Source organism: Lysobacter firmicutimachus (assembly GCF_037027445.1).
Lineage (GTDB): Bacteria > Pseudomonadota > Gammaproteobacteria > Xanthomonadales > Xanthomonadaceae > Lysobacter > Lysobacter firmicutimachus.
This window is the reverse complement of sequence record NZ_JBANDL010000002.1, coordinates 2,521,498-2,545,434: the sequence shown is the minus strand read 5'-3', so window position 1 is coordinate 2,545,434 and position 23,937 is coordinate 2,521,498. Positions and strand designations below refer to the sequence as shown.

Here is a 23,937-nt window from a genome sequence, read left to right as displayed (position 1 = left end):
CGTCGCGCGTCACGAATCCCGCCGTGAATACGATTGCAACCGATCCGGAGCAGCGCAACATCGTGCCTAGAGTGTCCCCGCGCGATGTGCGCGGCGGAGCGACGAGGCGACGGCGATGCGGAATACGCAACGGCGAGGGATTGCGGCGGCCATCGCCGAACACAGGCGCTTCGGGGCCGTCGCCCTGCTCGCCCTGACGACGGCCTGGCCGTTCGCCGCGTCCGCGGCGATCGACGCGCAGCAACTGGGCGCGCGCTACGACGCCTCGCAGACCAATCTCGCGTTCCGGGTGTATTCCTCGCGCGCGACCCGGGTCGAAGCGTGGCTGTACAAGGCCGGTTCCGGCACGCAGGAGGTCGCGCGCATCGCCCTCAGCAAGGACGCGGCCAGCAACGTCTGGTCGGCCACGCTGCCGGTGAGCACGATCAAGACCACCTACGGCATCACCGGTGCGGTGTACTACGGCTATCGGGCCTGGGGACCGAACTGGCCGTACTCGGCCGCGTGGACAAAGGGCAGCAGCACCGGCTTCGTCAGCGACGTCGACGCCGCCGGCAATCGCTTCAATCCGAACAAGCTGCTGCTGGATCCGTATGCGCGCGAGATCAGCCAGGACCCGAACACCGCCGCCTGCCCCGACGGCACGATCTACGCCAGCGGCGCGCTGCACCGGCACAAGGACAGCGGCGCCTGCGCGGCCAAGGGCATCGCCCTGGCGCCGCAGTCCGGCTCGATCGGCAGCAAGCCCGGCCGGCCGCTCAAGGACGAGGTCGTCTACGAAGTGCATGTGCGCGGCCTGACCCGCAACGACGACAGCGTACCGGCCGGCGAGCGCGGCACCTATGCCGGCGCGGCGCGCAAGGCCGCCTACCTGGCCTCGCTCGGCGTCACCGCCGTCGAGTTCCTGCCGGTGCAGGAAGCGCAGAACGACCAGAACGACATCGACCCGAACTCGACCGCGGGCGACAACTACTGGGGCTACATGGCCCTGAACTACTTCGCACCCGACCGGCGCTACGCGGCGGACAAATCTCCGGGCGGGCCGACCCGCGAGTGGAAGGCGATGGTCAAGGCCTTCCACGACGCGGGAATCAAGGTCTATGTCGACGTGGTCTACAACCACACCGGCGAAGGCGGCCCCTGGGGCGGCAGCGATGGCCTGACCGTGTACAACCTGTTGTCGTTCCGCGGCCTCGACAACCCGGCCTACTACTCGCTCAGCAGCGACTACCAATACCCCTGGGACAACACCGGCGTCGGCGGCAACTACAACACCCGCCATCCGGTCGCGCAGAACCTGATCGTCGACTCGCTGGCCTACTGGCGCGACACCCTCGGCGTGGACGGCTTCCGCTTCGACCTGGCTTCGGTGCTGGGCAACACCTGCCAGCACGGCTGTTTCAATTACGACAAGCTCGATGCCGCGACCGCCCTGAACCGGATCGTCGCCGAATTGCCGCCGCGCCCGGCCGGCGGCGGCGCCGGCCTGGACCTGATCGCCGAACCCTGGGCGATCGGCGGCAATTCGTATCAGGTCGGCAATTTCCCCGCCGGCTGGGCGGAATGGAACGGCCTGTACCGCGACGCGCTGCGCAAGAAGCAGAACAAGCTCGGCCAGGAAACCGTCACCGCCGGCACCCTGGCCACGCGTTTCGCCGGTTCCAGCGACCTGTACGGCGACGACGGCCGCAAGCCCTGGCATTCGGTCAACTTCATGGTCGCCCACGACGGCTTCACTCTCAACGACCTGTACGCCTACAACAGCAAGCAGAACAGCCAGCCCTGGCCCTACGGCCCCTCCGACGGCGGCGAAGACCACAACCTCAGCTGGGACCAGGGCGGCGCGGTCGCCGAACAACGCAAGGCCGCGCGCACCGGCCTGGCCTTCCTGATGCTGAGCGCGGGCGTGCCGATGATCACCGGCGGCGACGAGGCCCTGCGCACCCAGTTCGGCAACAACAACAGCTACAACCTCGATTCGCCCGCCAACTGGCTGTACTGGACCCGCAGCGCCATCGAAGCCGACCACGAGACCTACACCCGGCGCCTGATCGCGTTCCGCAAAGCGCATCCGGCATTGCGGCCGTCCGCTTTCTATTCCGGCGCCGACAACAACGGCAACGTGATGGAGCAGTTGCGCTGGTTCAAGCCCGACGGCGCCCAGGCCGATGCGGCCTACTTCAACGCCGCCGACAACCACGCCATCGCCTGGCGCATCGATGGCACCGAATTCGCCGATCCGGCCAGCGCGATCTACGTCGCCTACAACGGCTGGTCGGGGCCGGTGAACTTCGTCCTGCCGTGGCCGGGCAACGGCAAGCAGTGGTACCGCGTGACCGATACCGCAACCTGGAACGAGGGCCCGAACACGGTCGCCCTGCCCGGCGCGGAGACCGCGATCGGCGGCGAGAACACGACCTATGGCCTGCAGTCGCGCTCGCTGTTGTTGCTGATCGCCAAGTAGGAGCTGGGGCGGCGAATCCCGACCGCGGTCGCAATAGCCGCAGGAGGATGGCCTCGCCGCGCACGGCTTGGCGTTGGGCGGGATATCGGCGGGTGTTCCGTCCCGCCGTCGCCGAGGTTCGCATGTGGCAGTTGCGCACGATCGACAACCCCAGCGGCGCGGCCCTGTGGTTCAGCGACGGAGCGCCGCTGACGGCGATGCGCGGCGGCAGCGGCGCATCCAGCCGGCTGATCGTCGACGGCCTGGGTTTCCTCGACATCACCGACTTTCAGAACGGCTTCCCGAACGGCCCGGTGATGGACATCGTCGACTGCAACGGCGTCGACCTCGACTACACCCCCAACCCCAGCGTGCAGATCGACCTGAGCCTGAGCGCCGACGCGCGCTTCGCCGTGACCGCGGTCGGCAGCGGCCAGAGCGGCGCCGGGGCGCTCAAGCCGTTGCCGACGATCGACCCGGCCGACGCGGCCTACCTGGAGGCGATGATCGCGCAGAAGTACGTGCCGTATCAGGACATCCCCGATGCGCCCGGCAAGAGCGCCGCGGAGATCCGCGCCCTGGGCCTGCAACTGTTTCCGTTCACGCCGTACTCGTTCCCACTGGCGATGTCGATCTACGACTGGACCACGGCTTCGTTCACCCGCCTGGTGCTGATGAAGATCTTCGCCTACACGGCGATGGGCCGGTCGCCGCCGCCGCTGGACCAGCCCGGCATCGCCGAGGCGATCTGGGAGTCGAACTGGAACACCTACAACCCGAGCAACGCCGACTACATGCGCTCGTTCCTGATGGTGCCGGCCGATTCGCTGCAGAACGTGCAGACCCAGCTGGCCGCGGTGGCGGATCAACTGCAACGTTTCGCCGACATCGAGAACCGGCTGCTTGCGGCCGGCTTCCAGTCCATGCCGCGCACCAGCACCGTCGACCAGGCGCAGCTGTTCAGCGGCCAGGTCGACATCTACCAACTCGGCACCGAGCACTTCGGCATCGAGTTCCTGCAATGCCCGCTCAATGCCGGCCCGGCAGGCGTGCCGTTGCAGATTCCGCTGCAACAGGCGCTGGACGACTACATCCAGGTCGGCGATACCCTGACCACCAAGATGGTGTGGAGCTTCGGCAGCACCTACGAGGAGGCGTTGCAGTACCAGAACGGCATCATCCTGATCGCCAACCCGCCGCCGGGCGCCTGGGTCTGGGACGCGGCCAGCTACATCACCCCGCTGTCGGACGGGCCGGACAAGATCGAGTACACCTTCGCCCCGGGCACGAGCTTCCTGGTCCAGTCGGTGGAATGGAGCCAGGACGGCAAGGGCGATCCGCTGTGCCTGATCACCCTGCAGGCGCTGTCGGACTGAACGGATCGCACCGCCGACGGCGGTAGTCGCTCGGCGACTGGCCGAAAGCGCGGCGGAAGCAAATCCCTCCTTTTTTAAGGATGAAACAGCACCGGCACGAGATACCGACGCCCGCCGAAGGGGGGGCGCCAACCGCGACCGCGCACCGGCAGACAACGGCGAAAGGCGGATGCATACGCAGATCGCCCGCTTCTTTTCCCGGCCAGTCTTCAACCGAGGGCAGCCGCACGCGGTCACATGACCGGCGCAATGCCGCTAGGCGGCGTTGCCCAGATAGCGGCTCGGCGGCATGCCGACGATGCGCTTGAACATGGTGCTGAAGGCCGAAGCGCTGTCGTAACCCAGGTCCAGGGCCAGGGCGGTGATCGGCTCGCCCGCGGCCAGGCGCGGCAGCGCGGCGAAGATCGCCGCCTGCCGGCACCACTGGGCGAAGCTGATCCCGGTCTCGGCGCGGAATCGGCGGGTGAAGGTGCGCCGGCTCATCGCCAGGTCGCGGCACCAGTCGTCGATGCCGTCGTGCGGCGAGGGACGCGCCAGATACGCGCGGCAACGCTTGGCCAGGCGCGGCTCGGTCGGGAACGGAATGTCCAGCGGCAGCACCGGCGCGCGTTCGATCTCATGCACGATCAGCGAATAGATCAGCTGCGCGCGCGCATCGGCCTCGCCCGGCAGGGGCAGGTCCAGGGTCTCCAACAGCAACTGCCGCAGCAAAGGCGCGACCCCGAGCACCCGGCAGTCCGCCGGCAGATCGGCGCTGACGCCGGGTTCGACATAAACGCTGCGGGTGCTGATCCGCACCAGCACCTGCACCTCGTGCTCGACCCCGGCCGGAATCCACACCGCGCGTTCCGGCGGGACGATCCACCGCCCCGCCGAGGTGGTCACCAGCATCAGCCCGTGTGCGGCGTAGAGCAGCTGCGCGCGGCGGTGGCGATGGCGGGCGACGCGGTGATCGGTCGGATAGTCGTTCGCGGTGGCGACGATCCGCCCCGGCAAGGCGTCGGCCTGGGTCGCCAAAACGTTGCGCATTGGCCCGATCTCGAAGACTGTTGACCTGAACGATAATGCGGGCAGTGTCGCGGGCGCGTCTACTGCGTCACGACCATTTCCTTTCCGACCGATGCGATGCGAAGGACGGCTGCCGCCGCCCTCGCCCGCCGGTCGCTTCCGCGACGGGCCGATGGCCCGCTGATGCCGCATGAATTCTCTCGATACCGCGCGCACCGACGCCACGCTGTCCGCCGCCGATGCCGCTGGGCCGGCGGCGGTACCGGAATTTTCCGCGCCGGCCGCTGCCGCCGAACCGGCGCGCATCGCTTTGCCGATCCTGGCGATGCTCAGCGTCTGCCATCTGCTCAACGACATGATCCAATCCTTGCTGCCGGCGATCTATCCGCTGCTCAAGGACGCGTTCGCGCTCGATTTCGGCCAGATCGGCCTGATCACCCTCACCTTCCAGGTCACCGCTTCGCTGCTGCAGCCGCTGGTCGGCATCTACACCGACAAGCGGCCGATGCCCTACTCGCTGGCGATCGGCATGGGCTTCACCCTGGTCGGCTTATTGCTGCTGTCGCGCGCATCGAGCTTTCCGATGCTCCTGCTGGCCGCGGCCCTGGTCGGCTCGGGTTCGTCGGTATTCCATCCCGAGTCCTCGCGCGTGGCGCGGATGGCTTCCGGCGGCCGTCATGGCCTGGCCCAGTCGCTGTTCCAGGTCGGGGGCAACGTCGGCTCGGCCCTGGGGCCGCTGCTGGCGGCCTACGTCGTCATGCCGCACGGCCAGGGCAGCGTCGGCTGGTTCGCGCTGGCAGCGTTGACCGCCATCGCGATCCTGAGCCGGATCGGGGGGTGGTATCGCGCCCAGATCCCCGCGCAGCGGCAGCAGCGCAAGCGTGCCGGCACCGCGCCGCCGCTGCCGCGTCGCACCGTGGCGGCGACCATGGCCGTACTCGGCGTGCTGATCTTCTCCAAGTACTTCTACATGGCCAGCCTGTCGAGCTACTACACCTTCTACCTGATGGAGAAGTTCCACCTCGGCGCACGCGACGCCCAGTTGCATCTGTTCGTGTTCCTCGGCGCGGTCGCCGCCGGCACCCTGCTCGGCGGGCCGATCGGCGACCGCGTCGGCCGCCGCTACGTGATCTGGTTTTCGATCCTCGGCGTGCTGCCCTTCACCCTGATGCTGCCGCATGCCGACCTGTTCTGGACCACCGCGCTGACCGTGGTCATCGGGCTGGTGCTGTCGTCGGCGTTCTCGGCGATCCTGGTCTATGCGCAGGAACTGGTGCCCGGCCGCACCGGCGTCATCGCCGGCCTGTTCTTCGGCTTCGCCTTCGGCATGGGCGGCCTCGGCGCGGCCGCGCTGGGCCAACTGGCCGACCGCATCGGCATCGAGGCGGTGTACGGCCTGTGCGCCTATCTGCCGGCGATCGGGCTGCTGGCCTGGTTCTTGCCCAAGCTGGAACGCCGCGAAGACTGAGCGGCTGTGCCTGCGGAAGGCGTCTCACCGATTGAGACGCCCGCTGGGGAAGATGCGCCATGCATCAGGCCTCATTGTTCGCTCCGACTCCGCAGCGCTTCATCGCCGACGACGAAGACGGGGTGTACTACCTGCCCGGGGTGTTCGCCGCGGACGAAGCCGCGCAGCTGTTCGACAGCCTGCTCGCGCGGGCCGAGTGGAGTGCGTGCACCCGGATGATGTACGAGCGCCTGGTCGATGTGCCGCGACGCATCGCCGCCTACCGGCTCGATCGCGATCGCCTGCCGCCGTGGCTGGCCCAGGCTGCGCAACGGGTGAGCGTCCGGCTGGACACGCCGTTCAACAGCGTCGGCCTGAATCTCTACCGCGACGGCGCCGACAGCGTCGCCTTGCACAACGACAAGCTGCGCGACCTGATTCCCGCGCGGCCGATCGCGGTGCTGTCGCTGGGCGCGCCACGACGCATGCTGCTGCGCGCCAAGCGTCCGCCGCATCGGCAGTGGCAGGTCGAACTCGAACCCGGCAGCCTGCTGGTCATGAGCCACGCCTCGCAGCGCCACTACGACCACGGCATTCCGAAAGCGCCGGGCGTGACCGCGCCGCGCATCAGCCTCGCGTTCCGGGTCCGGCCGGGTTGAAGGCCGCCCGTGGGCTGCGGGCGGCCGATGGCAAGATCAGTCGGCCTGCGAAGCCTGCAAGGCCGCGGCCAGCGCCGCATCGCCGGAGACCAGGTCGGCCCAGCGCAATTCCAATCCCTTGCGCCGGCCCTTTTCGGCCAGCTTGAAGCCATCCGGCTCCAGGATCAGGGTGTAGGCCTTGCCTTCGATCTCCAGTTCGCGACGGATCGGTTTATCGAGTGGGGTCATGAGGTCGGCTCCAGTCGTGGGGGGCGCGTCCGCGCCGTGACGTGCGCCGCTAGCGCGCGGCGTAGTACCAATGCAGCAGGGGCTCGGGCAGATGCAACTCCACGGACAAGGCCGGATAGGCATCCAGGCTGTCGAGCAGATTACGGCGCAGCCCGCTCAGTGCCGGGTCGTCGAGCAGGCCGGGCTCGCCCTGCAATTGGGCCAGCAAAGCCGCGCCGCGGTCGTACAGGCGTTCGCCCTGGCGCGCCAGTTCGGCCGCGGCCCAGTCGCGCAGCGGCCAGTGCAGCGCGTGGCCGACCGCCCGCAAGCGATCGGCTTGGTTCCACAGACCGGCATACGCGCCGCGATACCACTCGCCGTGGCCGGCGGCGGCCTTGCGTACGGTCAGCGGCGCCGGCGCGTTGTACTCGCCCAGGCTGCGATGCAGATCGCGTTCCAGGCGACGCGCCTCGCGCACCGAATCGGTCTGCGCCAGCCACCCGCGCTCGAGATCGAAGAATTCGTAATAGCGAGGATGCAGGGCCTGCATGCGGCCGAGCGGATTGCGGGAGAATCCAAGCTTGAGCAAATCCTCGCCGGCGCTTGGGAAAACGTACAGGTAGCACTCGCCTTCGCTCGCACCGGGCCCGGTGTCCGGATCGGCGCTACGCAGGAAAGCCAGTTCGGGGTCGGCACGCGCCGGCATCGTCGCTTCCGTCCGGCCCGTCCGCGGGCCGTTGCGCAGAGCATCCGCGCCGGTGCGTAAATGCGGTGCGAAACGGCGACGTGACCGCCGACGCGGTTCGCACCGGCGCGCCGTCGCAACCGCCGGGTGGCGCGCTGCCGCGCCGGCCGGACAACCGCTGCGGACACCCGTCCGCAAGCGACGGGAGCGGCTTGTTTCCGCGCTCCCCCGCGCGACTGGCCCTCGTCAAATGCGGTCTTCGATGCCGCGCACGCCGGATTTCTTGGCGCAATGCGCGCAGCAATAGAATCGGCCGTCGTTCTCGACGCCGTGGCCGACGATGCGGCAATCGCAGTGCGCGCAGCGCGGGGCCATCGCGTGGATCGCGCATTCGAAGGAGTCGAAGGTGCCGGTCTGTCCGGCCCGGTGGACGGTAAACGTCTTGTCGTACTGGTTGCCGCAAACATCGCAGGTCGACATGGCAGGCTCCTTGGAAACGGTGCGCCCACCTAGCGGGGCGCGACTCGCATGCCCGGCGCGGGCCGGGCGAAGTCGCGTCGGTCGGAGTGGATCGGACGCACTTCGATGATCTCGTCCAGCCATAGATAACAGGTCCCGCTTTCGATCTTCGGATCGTCGACGCGCAATACGGCGTTGACGCCTTCGCGGCCGCTGGGATCGAGAAAGGTCTGCAGGCTCGGGCGCGCAGTCACGACCCCGAGCCGGCGGCTGCCGTCGATGAGAACCAGGCAGACCAGGGCTTCGTCCGCCAAGTCCTCGATCAACCGGGTCAGGCGCGCGATGTCGGCGGAGTCGGTGACGACGCGATCGGCGAGTTGGGTCATGATGGCGAAAACCGGCTGATCGGAGGGTATGGGCAGAGCGTGGAGGATCGCGCGGCACGGCGGGCGGCAGACTCGCGGGCGCCGGACGGCATCGATCCGCCGGCGCCCGCGGCCGTCCCCGAACGCACCGTTCGCTCGGTTACTTGCTGCCGGCGCTCTTGGCCGCGACCAAGGCGCTGGTGTCGACGCTCTTGACGCCATCGACGTTGCGCGCGACCGAGGCGGCCTTGTCGGCCTCGGCCTTGCCGCTCACGTGGCCGGACAGCTTGACCACTCCGTTGACGGTTTCGACGCTGATGTCGGTGCCCGATACACCCTTGGTGGCCAGCAGTTCGGTCTTGACCTTGGTGGTGATCCAGGTGTCGCTGACCGGCTGCGCCGAGTCGTTGCCGGTGGCGGAAACGGCCGGATCTTGGCTCGCGGCGGTGCCGGCCGATTGCGGCGCGGCGACGGCACCGGCGCACAGGCTCAGGCCCAGAACAATACTCGCGGTACGGATCGCATTCATGGCAAGTTCCTCGTTGAGGCGCCGGCACGGCCGCCGGCGCGTGGAATCGATAGAGCGGTAATCGCCGCCCTGGCGGCCGACAAGGCAGCGTTGCAGTCGCAGCCGACGCTCGACCGCCGTCTCTTCAGTGATGGTCTTTTCGCCCGGAACCGGACTTCTTTCCGCCGCCGTCCTGCTTGTTGACGGTAGCCCAGGCACGCGCTTCGGCCTCCTTCTTGGACACGCCTTCCTTGCGGTATCCCTCCTCGATGTGTTCGGCCTGGCGCTTCTGTTTGTCGGTATAAGCCGACTTCTCGCCGCGCGACATGGTCTGGCTCCTGCGTTTGGATTCGATTCGACGCTACCCGCGCGGGGGTTAATCGGACTGCAGGAAGGCGTTAGGGATCGGTATCGGCGATGTGCACGCACCGTCACGATGCGCGCAGCCGGTCACGGGCGGATCACGCTGCCGCAGTTATCAATCGACGAAGTCGTCGCGGGTTCAGCCGCGCGTTGCGGAGCGCATTCATGCAAGCCGAACAACTCTGGGTCGTCGCCGGCAGCGCCTATGCCATGCTGCTCGGCGGCGCGATCGGACTGGAGCGCGAATTCAAGAACCGGCCTGCCGGCTTTCGCACCCACATGCTGGTCGCCGGCGCCTCCTCGCTGCTGATCGGCCTGGGGCAATTGATCGTGGTCGACCCGCGATTCCGCATGCCCTTCCTGGTCAACATCGATCCCTTGCGCCTGGTCGAAGCCGTCGTCGCCGGCGTGGCCTTCATCGGCGCCGGCACCATCTTCGCCCGTCGGCGCGGCCAGGCCGTGGCCGGCATCACCACGGCCGCTTCGCTGCTGATGGTCGCGGTGATCGGTGCGTGCACCGGCTTGCGTTATCACCTGCTGGCGTTCGCGGCGACCGCCCTGACCCTGGGCGTACTGGCCTTGTTGAACTTATTCGAGCGCAAGGTCGGCAGCGAATCGCCGCCGCCGGGCAACGACGACGACAGCGTGCCGCGCTAGCGGCCGGGCAGGCGTTGGCGGCTTTCGGCGAAGCCTTCCCAGGGGTCGCTGCGCAGTCGCGCCGCGCGCCGCACGGCCTTGGGCAGGTCGAAGTCGGTCGAGGAGCCGCTGCGCGAGAACTCGTCCCAACGCAACGGCATCGCTACCGGCGCTCCGGCGCGGGCGCGCAACGACCACCCGGCGACGCTGGTGGCGCCGCGCGTATTGCGCAGCCAGTCGATGAAGATCCGCCCCTTGCGCGCGGCCTTGGAGGCCGTGGCGACGTAATGCAGTGGCGACTGGGTACTCATGGCGTCAGCAAAGGCCTCGCAGAAGTCTTTGACCTCGCTCCATTGCGGCCCGGGGCGGATCGGCACGACCACGTGCACTCCCTTGCCGCCGGACAGGCGCACCCAACTTTCCAGGCCGAGTTCGGCCAGGCGGTCGCGCACTTCGCGCGCGGCGCGCTTGAGTTCGCTCCAGGCGATGCCCTCCGCCGGATCGAGGTCGAACACCATCCGGTCCGGCTTGTCCGGAGCCTTGCGCCGCGCCCCCCAAGGATGGAACTCGATCGTATTCATCTGCACCAGGGCCAGCACGCCGTCGAGGTCGCGCACATACACGTAGTCGGCGCGCCCGCCCGATTCCTCGAGCGCGACCGGGTGCACGTCGCGACCGAAACTGCCGTTGTAGTGCTTCTGGAAAAAACAGGCGTCCGCGATTCCATGCGGGCAACGCAGCAACGACAGCGGGCGATCGATCAGTTCCGGCAAAAGCCAGGCGGATACCGCGCGATAGTACTCGGCGACCTCGCCTTTGCGGATACCGGCGTCGGGATAGACGATCCGCTCGGGGTGAGTCAGCGGCAACGACTCGACGCGAACGGACCGCCTCGATTCGGCGTCGGTTTTCGGGGCGTTGGAGCGACTGCGGCCGCGCGCTTTTTTGGCTCCGTCCGGTGGGAGCTGTTTCATTGCGGTGTCCTCGCCTGGCTCCGGCGTTCGCGCACGCCGGCGCGACGGTGCGGCCAGATCGGCCGCGGCCTTGTCCTCGCGCAGGCGCAGGAAGCTGGCCTGGCGCAGCAACCCCTCTTTGCCGCGACCGCGCGATTGCACGTCGATCACCAGCTGCGGGCGGACCCACTGCACCTTGCGCACCGGAAACGGCACATGCGCCGGCAGCGTCAGCACCGGCCGGTCCCGATGCAGGCGCCGCAAACGGGCGCCGATCGCGCGCAGGGCCACGTCGTCGAAGCCGCTGCCCACCCGGCCGAAGTAGCGCCAGCCTCCGCCCTCCGGCCTGGCCAACAGCAAGGAGCCAAAGTCGCTGCGGCTGTTGCGCGGTGGGGTATAGCCGACCACGACGAACTCCTCGTCGGCGACGTGCTTCAGCTTGATCCAGGCCTGGCTGCGGCCGCCGCGATACGGCGCCGCGACGCGCTTGCACACGATTCCTTCCAGGCCGGCACGGGCGCTCGCCGCCAGCACCTGCGCGGCCGAGCCTTCGACGTGTTCGCTGAAGACGAGAACGGGCGAAGCGGAAGTTTCGAGCAGGCGCCGCAGCAGCGCGCGCCGGTCTGCCTGACCGGCTTCGCGCAGATCGATGCCGTCCAGATATAGCAAGTCGAACACCACATAACGCAGGCCGCCGACCTCGCCGGCCTCGAGTCTGCGTTGCAGCTCGCCGAAGTCGCTGCGGCCTTCGGCGTCGAGGGCGATCAGCTCGCCGTCCAGCACCGCGCTGCGTACCGGCAGGGCGCCTAGCGCCTCCACCAGGGCCGGAAAACGCGCACTCCAGTCGATCCGGTTACGCGACTCCAGGCGTACGCCGCGCCGTATCCAAGCGAGCAGTCGATAGCCGTCCCATTTGATTTCGTACAGCCATTCGCCGGTCGCCGGCGGGCGTTCGCGCAGGCTCGCCAATTGCAACTCGATCTGCTTGGGCATGGTCGCCGGGGTCGCGCCGTCCACGGCCAGCGCAGCCTTGCGCCAACGTTCGCGCGAGGCGACGCCGGCGGGCGTGGCACGGCGCACGGGAAGCGCCCGGCTCGGCGTAGACGAAGCCGGGGACGCAGGCGACTTGGCGGATGACTTGACCGGCGACCGAAGCAAGCCGTCGGCGTCCAGATCGCGCGCATGTTCGTCGCCGCGCTTGATCAGCAGCCACTGGGGTTGGCGCCCTGCGCGGCGGGTGCGGACCAGGGTATAGCCGCCGTGCAGCCGTTCGCCGTCGAGCTCGAAATCCAGCTTGCCTGCGGCGATCTGCTCCAGCGCGTCGCGCTCGGTCGACCAGGTGCCGCGGTCGAACAGATCGACATGGCCGGCGCCGTAATGCCCTTTGGGAATATCGCCCTCGAAGCCGGCGTAATCGATCGGGTGATCCTCCACTTCGACCGCCAACCGCTTCTCGCCGGCGCGAAGCGACGGCCCCTTCGGCACCGCCCAGCTCTTGAGCACGCCGTCGGCCTCGAGACGGAAGTCGTAGTGCCTGGCTCGCGCGTGATGCAACTGGACCACGAAGATCGGCCGTCCGCCGGCGCGCCGCCGGGCCCGGCCGCCCTCTACGCCGGGTTCCGGAGTAAGTCCGAGACGGCGTTTGCTAGCGTAGTCGCGCAGAGTCATGGCTTCGCTTCCGCTGCTCTGTCGCGGTTCAGGCCGACTTGCGCGCGCCCTTGCCGCTTCCCTGGCGCACGCTCTTCTTGGCGGTCTTCTTCGCCGCTTTCTTCGCCGCTTTCTTGGCCGCGCTCTTGGCCGGCTTGGCCGCCGTACCTCCCCCCTTCTTTTCCAGGCTGCGCTTGAGCAGCTCGGCGAAGTCGATCACATTGGTTGCCGCGTTCTCCGGCAGCTTGCTCTCGTCGACGGACTTGCCGCGCACCACCTGCTTGGACTTGACCCGCTGCTCGATCACCTTGTGCAGGCGCTCGCGGAAATCGTCCCGATAGCTGTCCGGCTCCCAATCGCTGCTCATCGATTCGATCAGCTTCTGGGCCATGTCCACCTCGCGGGCTGAGATCTTCCACTTCGCCAGACCGCCTTCGGGCAGCTTGTAATCGGCCGGGTCGACGATCTCCTGGGCATAGCGCAGGATCAACAGCAGCAGCGCTTGATCCTGCGGTATCACCGCGGCCAGATACTCGCGGGTTCGGATCACGACCCGCCCCACCCCGACCTTGCCGGCACGCTGCAGCACCTCGCGCAACAGTACGTAGCCCTTCTCCGCCTTCTTGCCCGGTTCCAGCACATACGGCTTGTCGTAGAACTGCGGCCCGATCGCAGCCGCGTCGACGAAAGCTTCGATGTCCACGGTTTCCTTGTGCTCGGGAGCCGCGGCGGCGATGTCGGTATCCTCGATCACCACGTAGTTGCCCTTGTCGTACTCGAAGGCCTTGACGATTTCCTTCCAAGGCACCTCTTCGCCGGTCTCCTCGTTGACCCGCTCGTAGCGGATCGGCGCTTTGTTGCGGCTGTCGAGCATGCGGAAATGCAGATCGACGCGGCGTTCGCCGGTCATCAGCTTGACCGGAATATTGAGCAGGCCGAACGACAGGGTTCCGGTCCAGATCGGGCGCGCCATGACGGCACCTCGCAATGCGTGACGGGAAGCGGGGCTTCAGACTGTGCGACCGCAACCGTCCAGGGCGGGTGAACGAGCGCCGCATCGCGATCACCCGGCGCCGGTCTGGGCGTGCGGCGCGCGCACCGGTTTGGATTGCGGCGAATGCGCCTGGCGCAGCCAAATCGACAGTACCACCAGGGTGAGCACGGCGAGAAACTCGCTCTGCCAGTTCTGGAACGACTCGAACCACAATTGCGCCGACCCCAGGTGCTCGCTCAGACTCGGTACCGGCTGGGCTTCGCGCTGCGCTTGTTCCACTTGCTGCCGCCAACTGCCGTAGACGTGGCCGGCGAAGGCGAGCGCGAACAGCGACAGCAAGGCGATCGAAAGGGAATTGGCGTACAGCGCCGCCCAGGCGCCTCCCCGCCGCACCGGCCCGGGCGTCGGCCCGGGCTCGATCTCGCGCCCACCCTCTTCCTCGGTGCCGTCGTTGCGTTCCTCGACCTTGCGCGATTCCGCTGAGCCGTGCTGGCGCAGCCATACCGTCAGCAGCACGTACAGCCCCATCTGCAGGAACTCGCTTTCCCAGTTCTCGAACGTCGCCGACAAGAACTGGCCGTGGCGGAAGTACTCGCCCCAGTCCAGCGGCGGCTGGCCGTGCTCGATCCGTTCGCGGTCGAGCACGGCGCGGCCGGCGGCGATCTGGCCGAACAGGCTGATCCCGAACAGGGCCAGCAGCACCAGCGAGAGCGAGTTGCGGCGCCAGAAACCCGACGCCGCCGCAAGCCCTTTCTTCTTGGCCGCGTTCATCGAGCAGCGCTCAGAGCATGCGCGAGCGGGCTTGTTCGGCGCGGGCCGCGCCGATCGCGGTTTCGACCTTCTTGACCTCCTCGGGCGGCGGCAGTACCGCAGGCAGGCCCAAGGCTTCGATCCACAGCTCTCGCGCCCAGCCCTTGGTGTGGTACAGATGATGGTCCTCGTCGGACTCGACCGCTTCGAAGGCGGTTTTCAGCACGTCCAGGCCCTCGCCTTTGGCGTGTTCGACCAGGTGGCCGATCAGCTCCCAGTTCATATGGTCCTTGGTCTCGGCCAGGACCACGCATTCAGCCGCCACCAGTTGCGCCGCCGCAGGCTCGGCGGTGTTTTGCGCCTCGCGGATCGCCGCGACCAGCGATTCGCCGATGCGACCGACGACATCGCGACCCGGCGTGGTCTGTTCCGGATCCAGGCCGAGCTCCTCGAACACATTCAACAGCACCCGTACGTGGGTGCGGGTTTCTTCGAGATAGTCCGTCCACTCCTTGCGCAGGTCGTCGTTGATCGCACTGGCGACGGCGGCTTCGTAGATCTTTACGCCGCCCTGCTCGGTCTGCAGGGCCTGGAGCAGCAACTCGCGCACTTGGGCGGCTTCGGGTTGAGTCTTTTTCATGTCGTATCGCCTCGTTAAGTTGGGGTGGAAGCGCCGCCTCCCGGCGGCGACGGCTCGGCATCGGACCCGGGGGCGTCGGCGCCGACGTCGGCGGAACCGCCGCGTCGGCTGCGGCCGCTGAGCCGGCGGGCCTTCTTCGCCAGTGCTTCGTAGCGCCGACGGAACCGCTCTTGCGTGTCCTCGTCGAGTTCTTCCAGATCGAGCAAGGCGTTCTCGGCCTTGAGCGTCGCCCGTATCAGCTCGTCGAGTTTGATCTGCACCGCGGCGGCATCGCGGTTCTGCGAGTTCTGGATCAGGAACACCATCAGGAACGTCACGATGGTCGTACCGGTGTTGATGATCAGCTGCCAGGTGTCGCTGAAGCCGAACACCGGCCCGCTGAGCAGCCACAGCAGGACCACTCCGACCGCCAGGCAGAAACACAGGGGGTGGCCGGTAAAACGCGCGGCGGCCTTCGCGCCGCGCTCGAACGTTTCGCGCAGAGTCATCTGCCGCCCCGGTCGTTCAACCGGTCCCAGGCCGCCTGGACCACGCTGTGGGCCTGATCCCAGTCCAGTCGCGAGCCGCCGCGGGTGCGGCGGTAGCAATCGCGCAACTCTTGCTCCATGTCGCTGAGCGAGCGGCCGTGACCGCGCATGTAAGCGTCCAGGCCCAGCTTGAGCGCCGGTTCGTAATCGCTGTAGCGCAGGCCTTCGCATCGAGACATGCCGCGATAGTGGGTGCGCCAGTAGCTGAGTTCGGACTCCATGTCGATCACGTCCAGGGACTGCATCGACGCAGGCGAAGCGGCGGTCTGGCCTTTCGTTCCGGGTGGACGCGCCGTTTCGCGCGGTGGATGGCCCGATGCCTCCGTCGTCCGCGCCGCGACGCCGGCGCGGGCCGGCCCCTCGTAAGGCGCGAAAACGAGTGCAGCGGGAAAAGCGCGGGTGGACGAGTAAGCCATGTGCGTCTCCTGAAGGATGGATCCGTTGCGTAGGCAGTGCGATCGCATGTTGCGACCGGGCGCATCAGCGATGACGCAACTCCCGTGCCAGCCGAACCCATACGGCGGTCCGATCCGCAATCGGCGACACCGATCGCAGTGCGGGACTGAACGCTTCAGATACCGCTCTTCGTGCGACGCCCGGCTGCAGGCGCATGGCGGAAGTGCGCAATGACGAAACTGACTGCGCTGCGGCGGTTTTCGCAGGCGCCCGGCGCGAACACGTGTCCCTGGACGATGCTTTTTCGCTGCCGGCACCCCTCTGCTTGGTGCGGACAGCAACTCTTTCATCACGGCGGAATCATTTTCCGCCGACGCACCGTTAACTCACGCTCAGCTAGCGTGGACGCCCCGGACAACGGATCGACAGACGTGGCCGAACGCGTCTCCGCACCGAGCCCTACCGTGTTGATCGTCGACGACGATCACGATTTCGCCTCCGCCGCCGCCGACTTCGCCAGGGCGCGCGGCTTCACTCCTTACATGGCGCACTCGCTGGAACAATCGCGCGGTTTCGCCCGCCTTCCGGCCGTGGATCTGTTGCTGCTGGACCTGGAACTGCCCGACGGCAACGGCTTCGACCTGCTCGACGACATGGACTTGCCCGAGCACGGGCAGATCGCGATCGTCACCGGCCAGCCCTCGGTGGAGAGCGCGGCGCGCGCGGTTTCGCTGCCGGTGGTGGATTATCTGATCAAGCCGCTGTGCCCGGAGCAATTCTCCAACCTGCTCGATCATGCCGCCGCGCGCGCACGGCCGCCGCAGGCGCGCGCCGAAGCGCGTGGCGGCATGATCGGCCGGTCGCCGGCGATGCGACGGCTGATCGACAGCCTGGAGCGGATCGCGCCGTCGGAGGCGACGGTGCTGATCAGCGGCGAAAGCGGCACCGGCAAGGAGCTGGTCGCGCGCGCGATCCACGAATTCAGCGGCCGCAGCGGCGCCTTCGTGCCGGTCAATTGCGGCGCGATCGCGCCGGATCTGCTCGCCAGCCATCTGTTCGGCCACGAGCGCGGCAGCTTCACCGGCGCCGCCGCGCGCCACAACGGCTACTTCGAACAGGCCGATCGCGGAACGTTGTTCCTGGACGAGATCACCGAGATGCCGCCGGCGTTGCAAGTCTATCTGCTGCGCGTGCTCGAAACCGGGACAGTGACCCGAGTCGGCGGCAGCGAAGCGGTCGATATCGACGTGCGCGTGGTCGCAGCGACCAATCGCGACCCGCAGCGCAGCATCGAGGAAGGTTCGCTGCGCGAGGACCTGTTCTATCGCCTGGCCGACATCGGCCTGGAGCTGCCACCGTTGCGCAGCCGGGGCGACGACGCGCTGTTGATCGCGCACAACTTCCTGGAGCGCCTCAACATCCGTTACGGCACGCGTAAGCGCTTCGCTGCCGGCACCGAACGGGTGCTGTTGCGGCACAACTGGCCCGGCAACGTGCGCGAGCTGCGCAGCGCGGTGCAGCGCGCCTTCCTGACCGCCGAAGGCGACGAAATCCGGGTGGCGCCGGGCTTTCGCAAGCTGGCGCCGGTGCACCACGACGCCACCCATGTCTCGTTCTCGGTCGGCATGACTTATGCCCAGATCGAGCAGGAGATGCTGCTCAAGACCCTGGCCCATTTCGACGGCGACCGGACCCGCAGCGCCCAATCGCTGGGCGTCAGCGTACGCACCATCCACAACCAGCTGGCGCGGCTGCGCGAGAGCGGCCATGACGTCTGATCGGGCCGCCGCCTCCACGCCGCCGGCCGGGCCGACCGAGTTCGCTCGCTGGCTGCACCGACTGCGCAACGAGGTCAACACCGTGACCATGGCCAGCGCCGCCGCGCACAGGCTGATCGAAGCCGGCGCCGGCGACGACCCGGCCGTGCGCGACAACCTGCGCCGGGTGCGCGACGCCTGCCAGCGTTGTTCGGCCTTGTTGGCCGAGCCGCCGGCGGAAGCCTGACATGTCCAGCGCGGAGCGCGGCCGGCATCGATCGCGCGAACTGGCGATCGCGCTGATCCTGGCTTTGCTCGCCATCGCCGTTCACGTCCGCTACGGCCGCAGCGTCGCCGAAGCCTTCCCGATCGCGCTGTTCTACTTGCTGGTGATTCTCGCCAGCGCGTTCTACGGCGCCCGCGGCGGACTGATCGGCCTGACCGCCAGCCTGGGCGCGGTGCTGCTGTGGCCGGGGCTGCTGCGCAACCTCGGCAGCGACGGCGCCGCATTCTATCTGCTGGTGTCTGCGCTGCTGATCTGGATCGTCGCCAGCGCGCGCCAGCTCAGCCGCAGCGAACGCGAACAGCGCGCGCACCTGTCCGCGGTACTCGCGGGCATCGAAGACGGCGTGGTCGCCGTCGACCAGCACCGTCGTGTGCGCTATCTCAATGCGGTCGCGGAATCCATGCTCGGTTGCAGCAGCGAACGCGCCGAGAAACGGCCGATCGGCGAGCTGCTGGCCGGCCTGCCCGAAGATGCGTTCGACGCCGACGCCGGCAGCGCGTCGCGCTCGACCTACCACATCGACCTGTCCGGCAGCGGCGCGGAACTCACCGCCGACGTGGTCCGCCTGCAGGCCGGGCGCGACGCCGATTCCGGGCATGTCCTGTTCTTGCGCCGGCGCTGCGGCGACCAGCCCAGCCTCAGCGACCGCAAGCTGCGCGCGGTGTTCGACACCGAGATGTGGGGCATTTGCTTCGCCGACCTCGACGGCGGCCGTTGGCTGGCCAATCCGCGCTTCCGGCGCATGCTGCTCGGCGACCACGGCAGCGAGACGGGCACGCTCGACGGCCGGCCGCCCGGCGAGCTTGCGTCGGACGACCTGCAACACCTCGGCGTGCCGCGCGGCTTGCTCGATACCTTGCGGCGCGAGGGGGGGTTCCGTCCCACCGAGGTGCAGGTGCTCGGCCGACAGGGCCGCGCCGACTGGGTGCTGCTCGCCGGGGAAGCGCTGTCCGGGCGCGATGTCGCCCTGCTCGCGCTCGACATCAGCGAGCACAAGCGCATCGACGCCGCCCTGCGCGCGCAACGCCAGCTGATGCGCGCGATGATCGACCGGCTTCCGGCGCTGGTCGCCTACATCGACATCGAACGACGCTATCGTCTGTTCAACCGCAGTTTCGAGGACTGTTTCGCGGGCATGCCCCTGCACGGCATGCGGGTCGACGAAGCGCATCCGCACAGCGATCTGGCCCCCTACCTGCCGCTGCTGCAGCGCGCCCTGGAAGGCCAGGCGGTGCGCTTCCCGGCCGAGTTGCTCCTGGCCGGCGAGCGCCGCCACTACGACGTCCAGTTCGTGCCGCACCAGCCCGACGGAGAGACGGTGGAGGGCGCGGTGATCCATGCCGTCGACATCACCGACCGGATCGAAGCCACCCGCCGGGTCGCCGCCAGCGAACGACGCTTTCGCAGCCTGGCCCTGGCCTGGGCCGGCATCGTCTGGTGCGCCGACCGCGACGGCCGCATGCTCGATGCGCCGGGCTGGGAAGCGTTGACCGGACAACCGCCGCTGCAGTACCGCGGCGACGGCTGGTTGGATGCGATCGATCCGGACGATCGCGCGCGAGTGCGCGATGCCTGGGGCGAGGCGCTGCGCGAGGCGCCGGCGCAGACGCTCGACCTGGAGTTCCGGGTCCGCACCGCCACCGGCGAAGCGCGCTACGTCGCCCTGCGCGCCGTGCCGGTGCTGACCGAGGACGAGACTGTCGCCGAATGGATCGGCGGCATTCGCGACGTGCACGAGCGGCGGGTGTTCGAATTGCAGTTGCGACGCGCCGAGGCGGAACAGCATGCCTTGCTCGACAATCTGCCGAAGATGGTCTGGATCGCCGAACCCGACGGCGGCATCCGTTACCAGAACCGGCACTGGTACGAATACACCGGCCTGAGCGGGCAAGAGGACTGGCGCCACATCGTCCACCCCGACGACCTCGACAACGGCCAACGCGCCTGGGACCAGGCGATCCGCGCCGGCCGGCAGCTCAACGTCGAGTTGCGCTTCCGCCGCGCCGACGGCGCGTACCGCTGGCATATCGTGCGCGCCCAGCCGCTGTTCGACGACCACGGCCGACTGCGTTGTTGGTACGGTGCCAGCACCGATATCGAAGACCAGAAACGCGCCCTGGAAACCCTGGCCGCGGCCAACCAGCGCATCAGCCGGTTCCTGGCGGTACTCAGTCACGAACTGCGCAATCCGTTGTCCGGAGTCAGCGCCGCCAGCGAATTGCTCAGCCGGAACGACCTGCCCGCCGCCGATCGCGAACGCGCGCTGGCGACGCTGCTGCGGCAGAACCGTCACTTGCACCGCCTGGTCGAGGATCTGCTGGACATTTCCCGCGTCACGCAAGGCGACTTGGAACTGCGCCGCGAACGTTTCGATCTCAACCGGCTGCTGGAGGAAGTGCACAGCGACCATGTCGACCGTGCCGGGCACGAACAGGTGGCGATCGAGGCGGCGCTGCCGGTCGAGCCATGCTGGGTCGACGGCGATCGTGCGCGGCTGCGACAAGTGTTCGACAACCTGCTGTCGAACGCGGTCAAGGCCAGTTCCCCGGGGCAACGCATTCGCATCGACGCGGCGACGACCGAAGAGGGCGCGCTGATCGAAGTCAGCGACCAAGGCCAGGGACTGAGCCGAGACCTGTCGACGCGCCTGTTCGAACCGTTCGTGCAGACGCCGGACTGGCGTTCGCGTGGACTCGGGCTGGGCCTGAGCATCGTCAAGACCCTGGTCGAGCGCCACGGCGGCTCGGTCGCCGCGCACAGCGCCGGACTCGGCCGCGGCGCGCGTTTCAGCGTGCGCCTGCCGCTGGCGTCCCCCCGGAGCGAGACCGCGCCGAGCACGGCGCTGGCCGAAGTCGAAGCCAGCCTGGGCATGCCGCGGGCAGACATGCCGGCCGACCGCGCTTGCGGCCGAGTACTGATCGTCGACGACGAGACCGACACCGCCGAAGCCCTGCGTGTACTGTTGAAACTGCAGGGCCACCACGCCGAATGCGCGATCGACGCCGAGCAGGCCTTGGCGGCCTGGCGCCGCGGCGCGTTCGATGTGGTCCTATGCGACCTGGAACTGCCCGGTCCGCTCAACGGCTACGACATCGCCTCGACCCTGCGCTCGCAACGAAACTCGCCCTACCTGGTGGCCTACAGCGGCTACGGCCAGGCCGGCGACCGCGACCGCACCGCCGCGGTCGGTTTCCACGAGCACTTGGTCAAGCCCGCAGGAATCGAGGAGATTCTCGCCAGCATCGAACGAGGCATGCGACAGGCGCAAGCTTCGTGAAGTGTCTGAAGCGTCCGAGCGCGGCGGAGTTCTTCTTTGCCGCGGCCCGGCTGCGACCGGCAGTCCCCGGGCCAAGGCCGCATTCCCGATGCCCCATGCCTCCGCTGTCCGAAGGCAGATTCATGGGGCGACCGCGACATCCGCAGGGCGGACGCGGGCACCGTAGCTCGGATATCGAACTAGCTCTTTAGTCCTAGCTCCCGCATCTGTGCCTGCGCCGGTGAGCGGCGCTGCGATACGTTACGGCCGGGAGAACGGCAAAGAGGACATGGAAGACAGAGGATATTGGAATGAAGCGAATGAAATTGGTGGCCATTCCCCTTTGCCTGGCCATCAGCGGTCAGGCATTCGGTATGGATACCTATACCTGGGCCTTGGACAGCGGGAGCAACTCGAGCGGTTTCGACAGCCTATTGACTGAAAACCTGGTTATTGAGTCGCCGAACAGGCCCGCGCCATCGCGGACCGAGCTGAACACCAACATGGAGTCGGCTTGGTTGGGCAACCGGCAGACCGGAAACGGCATCGACTACACCGCCTTGTACCGAACCCGTCCGGCGCTCAAGTCCTATCCGGAAGGGGCGCCTCCTCCGGTGACATTCGAGAATTGGGCGTTCGTTCGGAAATTCGTGTACTTCGGTGGCGAGCATTCCTCCGGGGCGCATGTGATCGCACCGGACCCGAACTGGGTCACCGCCGCCCACGAGAACGGGGTGAAGATCTACGGGACCGTCTATATCGACGCGACTCATGGCAACTCCGCCATGGTCAAGAGTTTGATCGGCTTTCTGACCGGAACGTTTCCGAACGAAGAGCTCGAGTCCTCCTATCACATCCCGGCTTTGAAGAATCTGGAAAAAATCGCCAAGGCGCTGAAACTGGACGGGTGGTTCCTGAACATCGAACAAGGCTTCGACGATTCGACCGAAGGGCGGCAGCAGGTGATTCAGATGAACCGCTTGATCGAGCACATTTTCCCGAAGTTCAAGCAACGCGGGGTGGAATTCATAACCTATACCGGCGATAACGCGAGAGGCATCCACGGCGCGGTGACCGACGGCAACATCGCCAACTTCGGGCATTCGCCGCTCGGGGATTACGGGCTGGACAACGCGACCGGAATCAACCCCGCCGAAACCCTGAAGCTGCTTCCGGCCGGTTCGCAGAAGAACGTCCTGCTCTATCTCGATGAAGTCTTCAGCAGGAACACGCCCCTGGGCCGGACCGCCCCCTTGAGAATACAGGGCGCAAAGGCGACCCAGTGCCAGTACTTCAAGGGCAGCGGCGTTTGGCCGGGCCTGAAGGAATACACCAAGGCCGTTTACCCGAAGACCAAGCTGAGAAGCGAGGTGCTTTGCGCTGGCGCCGACACCGCCCCTGCGCCGACTACCGTTCTGAAAATCAACGTGATGACGTGGCCTGGGGTGGAGTCCAAGGGCTGGACGGTCACGGCGAAGAATTCTGGCGCGCGTTGCGACAGTTCGTGCTATCTGGAGTTTTCGCAGGGCGGCTTGACCGAAGAAGTCCTGGAGTTCAATCACCCGATCGAGTTCCAGCAAGACGCGCAGGCTTGGCTGGGTTCCCGTCGAGACATGATGGCGTGGTCGGGCTGGCAGGAGGGCGATCCCAGGCTCAACTTGCTGGACCCGCTCTTTGTCCAGTACATGCCTGGGTTCAAGTGGTGGGAAAAGGAGCCTCGGCTGATTCGAGGCGACCTGCGCGACAACAACGCGCAAGGCGGGTTCGTCTGGGACTATGCCGGGTACGCGCAGGAGGGGTTGCGCTGCGTCCCGGTTACCGCGGAGCAAGCGGCGGCGCATTCGGTCGCACAAGACAGAGCATGCATCATCCGGGTGCCGACTTATGGGACGATGGCGAGCGTTCCAAACTCGGACGTAGCCTACGGCCCCTTCGGCGCTTTCCCGCTGTTGAATCTCACGATGCAGGTGAACACCGAGGGATTCACCTATTACGCTCTGTACGAGCAACTGACGGCGAAGTAGCGTCGGGCCGGCAGTCGATTCGCAACGCGGCGGGCGGCCCAGGCTGCCCGCCGCTCGATGCGCTGCGCGACGCGCGGGCGCACCGGAACTGCGGCCGCCTGCTATCGGTACCAACGTCAAGGGGCGCCGTCGGCCCAGTTCTCACGCGACAAGATCCTGATGGCGGGCGGCGCCATGGCCTTCGGCGACGAAGACCCGAAGCAGGACACGCTGGCCCGATAAGTCCCGGCGCGGAAGGAGAGCTTCGTCATCGATCTCAACACCGGTACCGCACGGCGGGTCGCGGACACGCACTATCCCCACTACCAGGCCAATTCGGCACATAACCGGATGGGCTCCGGGACTTAGCACCCTGAGCGAAGTCCCGCCAGACGCTCGAAGACTCCGCCCCCTCCTCGTCACGAGTCGGCTGATGGCGAGGAGGGATTTCGCATTTCCAGCGGCCTCGTCCGCGCTCGACAGGAAACGCGTTTCCAGGCGATCTTCAACGCCGCGATACCGCTTCCGCCATCGCTCGCGCACTTGCGTTCTGTCGCCATCCAACGCCGATT

Annotated in this window: 22 protein-coding genes; 9 read left to right on the top strand and 13 right to left on the bottom strand. The window is 67.5% G+C overall.

Annotation, left to right across the window (positions count from 1 at the left end; genetic code table 11):
* Nucleotides 1–115: 115 nt before the first annotated feature.
* Nucleotides 116–2,464, top strand: coding sequence for a glycogen debranching protein (locus tag V2J18_RS11290; RefSeq protein WP_336131820.1), 2,349 nt, complete (start codon nt 116–118; stop codon nt 2,462–2,464).
* 92 nt (nt 2,465–2,556) lie between these two features.
* On the top strand, nt 2,557–3,819 hold the full coding sequence (locus V2J18_RS11285) for a hypothetical protein (protein ID WP_141233646.1): 1,263 nt from the start codon (nt 2,557–2,559) through the stop codon (nt 3,817–3,819).
* Between the two features lie 255 nt (nt 3,820–4,074).
* Here V2J18_RS11285 and V2J18_RS11280 read toward each other — a convergent pair whose 3' ends face one another.
* Nucleotides 4,075–4,848 (bottom strand): AraC family transcriptional regulator, encoded by a 774-nt coding sequence (locus V2J18_RS11280; protein ID WP_064750199.1) that lies wholly within the window; start codon nt 4,846–4,848, stop codon nt 4,075–4,077.
* A gap of 169 nt (nt 4,849–5,017) precedes the next feature.
* Here V2J18_RS11280 and V2J18_RS11275 point away from each other — a divergent pair, with 169 nt between their 5' ends.
* The gene (locus V2J18_RS11275; RefSeq protein WP_064750198.1) at nt 5,018–6,295 is read left to right on the top strand and encodes an MFS transporter; all 1,278 of its coding nucleotides are present in this window, start codon (nt 5,018–5,020) and stop codon (nt 6,293–6,295) included.
* 59 nt (nt 6,296–6,354) lie between these two features.
* Nucleotides 6,355–6,933, top strand: a complete 579-nt coding sequence (locus V2J18_RS11270; RefSeq protein ID WP_064750197.1) for an alpha-ketoglutarate-dependent dioxygenase AlkB family protein — start codon at nt 6,355–6,357, stop codon at nt 6,931–6,933.
* Nucleotides 6,934–6,969: 36 nt separating this feature from the next.
* Here V2J18_RS11270 and V2J18_RS11265 read toward each other — a convergent pair whose 3' ends face one another.
* From V2J18_RS11265 to V2J18_RS11240, 6 genes are all read right to left on the bottom strand, one after another.
* Nucleotides 6,970–7,161, bottom strand: a complete 192-nt coding sequence (locus V2J18_RS11265) for a hypothetical protein (RefSeq protein WP_064750196.1) — start codon at nt 7,159–7,161, stop codon at nt 6,970–6,972.
* Between the two features lie 49 nt (nt 7,162–7,210).
* Nucleotides 7,211–7,846, bottom strand: coding sequence for a GIY-YIG nuclease family protein (locus tag V2J18_RS11260; RefSeq protein ID WP_064750195.1), 636 nt, complete (start codon nt 7,844–7,846; stop codon nt 7,211–7,213).
* A 225-nt stretch (nt 7,847–8,071) separates the two neighbouring features.
* Complete coding sequence (locus V2J18_RS11255; RefSeq protein WP_064750194.1) at nt 8,072–8,305, bottom strand: hypothetical protein; 234 nt, start codon at nt 8,303–8,305, stop codon at nt 8,072–8,074.
* Nucleotides 8,306–8,334: 29 nt separating this feature from the next.
* Entirely contained in the window at nt 8,335–8,670 is a 336-nt protein-coding gene (locus V2J18_RS11250) for a DUF3247 family protein (RefSeq protein ID WP_064750193.1), read from the bottom strand.
* Nucleotides 8,671–8,809: 139 nt separating this feature from the next.
* On the bottom strand, nt 8,810–9,178 hold the full coding sequence (locus V2J18_RS11245; protein WP_064750192.1) for a BON domain-containing protein: 369 nt from the start codon (nt 9,176–9,178) through the stop codon (nt 8,810–8,812).
* Between the two features lie 124 nt (nt 9,179–9,302).
* Nucleotides 9,303–9,485 carry a hypothetical protein gene (locus tag V2J18_RS11240; protein ID WP_064750191.1) on the bottom strand — a complete coding sequence of 61 codons (183 nt, stop codon included), beginning with the start codon at nt 9,483–9,485 and terminating at the stop codon, nt 9,303–9,305.
* Nucleotides 9,486–9,685: 200 nt separating this feature from the next.
* On the opposite strand from V2J18_RS11240, the gene V2J18_RS11235 reads away from it, so the two are divergent.
* Entirely contained in the window at nt 9,686–10,177 is a 492-nt protein-coding gene (locus tag V2J18_RS11235; protein WP_064750190.1) for an MgtC/SapB family protein, read from the top strand.
* Here the strand turns inward: V2J18_RS11235 and ligD are convergent.
* The 6 genes from ligD to V2J18_RS11205 form a co-directional block, all read right to left on the bottom strand.
* Nucleotides 10,174–12,777, bottom strand: a complete 2,604-nt coding sequence (gene ligD, locus V2J18_RS11230) for a DNA ligase D (protein ID WP_336131819.1) — start codon at nt 12,775–12,777, stop codon at nt 10,174–10,176. The two genes, V2J18_RS11235 and ligD, sit on opposite strands and share 4 nt — an antisense overlap.
* Before the next feature lie 28 nt (nt 12,778–12,805).
* Nucleotides 12,806–13,729, bottom strand: a complete 924-nt coding sequence (ku, locus tag V2J18_RS11225) for a non-homologous end joining protein Ku (protein WP_336131818.1) — start codon at nt 13,727–13,729, stop codon at nt 12,806–12,808.
* Between the two features lie 90 nt (nt 13,730–13,819).
* The gene (locus V2J18_RS11220) at nt 13,820–14,521 is read right to left on the bottom strand and encodes a DUF6766 family protein (protein ID WP_336131817.1); all 702 of its coding nucleotides are present in this window, start codon (nt 14,519–14,521) and stop codon (nt 13,820–13,822) included.
* Nucleotides 14,522–14,531: 10 nt separating this feature from the next.
* Nucleotides 14,532–15,140: a hypothetical protein gene (locus V2J18_RS11215; protein ID WP_336131816.1), complete on the bottom strand. Its 609-nt coding sequence runs from the start codon at nt 15,138–15,140 to the stop codon at nt 14,532–14,534.
* A 14-nt stretch (nt 15,141–15,154) separates the two neighbouring features.
* Nucleotides 15,155–15,628, bottom strand: coding sequence for a low affinity iron permease family protein (locus V2J18_RS11210; protein WP_336131815.1), 474 nt, complete (start codon nt 15,626–15,628; stop codon nt 15,155–15,157).
* Nucleotides 15,625–15,912 carry a hypothetical protein gene (locus V2J18_RS11205; RefSeq protein WP_064750185.1) on the bottom strand — a complete coding sequence of 96 codons (288 nt, stop codon included), beginning with the start codon at nt 15,910–15,912 and terminating at the stop codon, nt 15,625–15,627. The genes V2J18_RS11210 and V2J18_RS11205 overlap by 4 nt, the downstream gene beginning before the upstream one ends.
* 582 nt (nt 15,913–16,494) lie before the next feature.
* Between V2J18_RS11205 and V2J18_RS11200 the strand changes: the two genes are divergently transcribed.
* The 4 genes from V2J18_RS11200 to V2J18_RS11185 all read left to right on the top strand — a co-directional run bounded on the left by V2J18_RS11200 (nt 16,495) and on the right by V2J18_RS11185 (nt 23,386).
* Entirely contained in the window at nt 16,495–17,841 is a 1,347-nt protein-coding gene (locus tag V2J18_RS11200; RefSeq protein WP_336131814.1) for a sigma-54-dependent transcriptional regulator, read from the top strand.
* On the top strand, nt 17,831–18,067 hold the full coding sequence (locus tag V2J18_RS11195; RefSeq protein ID WP_336131813.1) for a hypothetical protein: 237 nt from the start codon (nt 17,831–17,833) through the stop codon (nt 18,065–18,067). The genes V2J18_RS11200 and V2J18_RS11195 overlap by 11 nt, the downstream gene beginning before the upstream one ends.
* Nucleotide 18,068: 1 nt before the next feature.
* Nucleotides 18,069–21,383, top strand: coding sequence for a PAS domain-containing protein (locus V2J18_RS11190; protein ID WP_336131812.1), 3,315 nt, complete (start codon nt 18,069–18,071; stop codon nt 21,381–21,383).
* Between the two features lie 290 nt (nt 21,384–21,673).
* Nucleotides 21,674–23,386, top strand: a complete 1,713-nt coding sequence (locus tag V2J18_RS11185) for an endo-beta-N-acetylglucosaminidase (protein WP_336131811.1) — start codon at nt 21,674–21,676, stop codon at nt 23,384–23,386.
* Nucleotides 23,387–23,937 lie beyond the last annotated feature (551 nt).